Below are 1,263 nucleotides of genomic sequence, written 5' to 3' on the forward strand. Positions count from 1 at the left end.
CGCTCACCTCGGTCGAGTTGCGTAACCGCCTTCGTGGGGCCACCGGCCTCAAGCTTGCCGCCACCATCGTTTTCGACTACCCCAATCCGCTCGCCCTCGCCCGCCATCTCCACCGCGAAGTGATCCCCGACGGCGTCACGGCCGGCCCGGACGTGGACGAGGCGCGGCTGCGGCGCGGGATCGCGTCGCTCCCACTCGCCCAGTTCCGGGCGGCTGGACTGTTGGACGCCCTGGTCAGGCTGGTTGAACTCAATGGCCACGAACCGCCGATCGGCATGGTGGAAGACGCCGATGACGAGACCGCGATCGCCGACTTGAACGTCGACGATCTCGTGCAGCTGGCGCTCGGCGACAAGTGACTCTGCGGCGACTGATGGTTGGGGATTTCAAGTGAGTGCTCCTTATGAAAAGGTCGTCGAGGCGCTCCGAGCATCGCTCGAAGAGGTCGGCTCGCTGAAGAAGCAGAACCGCCAGCTCTTGGAGGCCTCCGGGGAGCCGATTGCGGTTGTGGGTATGGCGTGTCATCTGCCCGGCGGTGTGGCGGGTCCGGAGGATTTGTGGCGGCTGGTCAGCGAGGGCCGGGACGGTGTGTCCGGTTTCCCGTCTGATCGTGGCTGGGATCTGGAGGGGGTGTTCGACTCCGACCCGGGCCAGGCCGGCACCCCGGACGTGCCCCGGGGCGGGTTCCTGTATGACGCGGCGGAGTTCGACGCGGGTTTCTTCGGGATCTCGCCGCGTGAGGCGCTGACGATGGATCCGCAGCAGCGGTTGCTGCTGGAGACCTCGTGGGAGGCGTTGGAACAGGCCGGGATCGACCCGGGGACGTTGAAGGGCCAAGACGTCGCGGTGTTCTCCGGCGTCATGGGCACCGACTACTTCGCGGGTACCAACGTGCACTCCGAGCTCGGGGGTATCGGCACGGGGGCGGCGTCGAGTGTGGCCTCCGGCCGGGTGTCGTACGTGTTCGGCTTTGAGGGTCCGGCGGTGACGGTGGACACGGCGTGTTCGTCCTCGCTGGTCGCGATCCATCTGGCGGCGCAGGCGTTGCGGCAGGGGGAGTGCTCGCTGGCGCTGGCGGGCGGGGCCAAGGTGATGGCGACGCCGGGGGCGTTCGAGGCGTTCTCGCGCCACGGCGGGCTGTCCTCGGATGGCCGGTGCAAGTCGTATGCGGACGCCGCGGACGGCACCGGCTGGGCCGAGGGCGTCGGGGTGGTGGTCCTGGAGCGGCTGTCGGAGGCGCGGCGCAACGGGCACCGGATCCTT

Annotated in this window: 2 protein-coding genes; both read left to right on the forward strand. The window is 68.9% G+C overall.

The window, feature by feature from the left end; all coding sequences use genetic code 11:
* A partial coding sequence (locus AB0F29_RS41570) for an acyl carrier protein (RefSeq protein WP_361884206.1) occupies window positions 1–359 on the forward strand: 359 nt, incomplete at its 5' end.
* Between the two features lie 31 nt (window positions 360–390).
* Window positions 391–1,263: beta-ketoacyl synthase N-terminal-like domain-containing protein (locus AB0F29_RS41575; RefSeq protein WP_361884208.1), on the forward strand; the 873-nt coding region annotated here is incomplete at its 3' end.

This window comes from Streptomyces sp. NPDC026589, from assembly GCF_040638385.1.
In the GTDB taxonomy this organism is placed as follows: domain Bacteria; phylum Actinomycetota; class Actinomycetes; order Streptomycetales; family Streptomycetaceae; genus Streptomyces.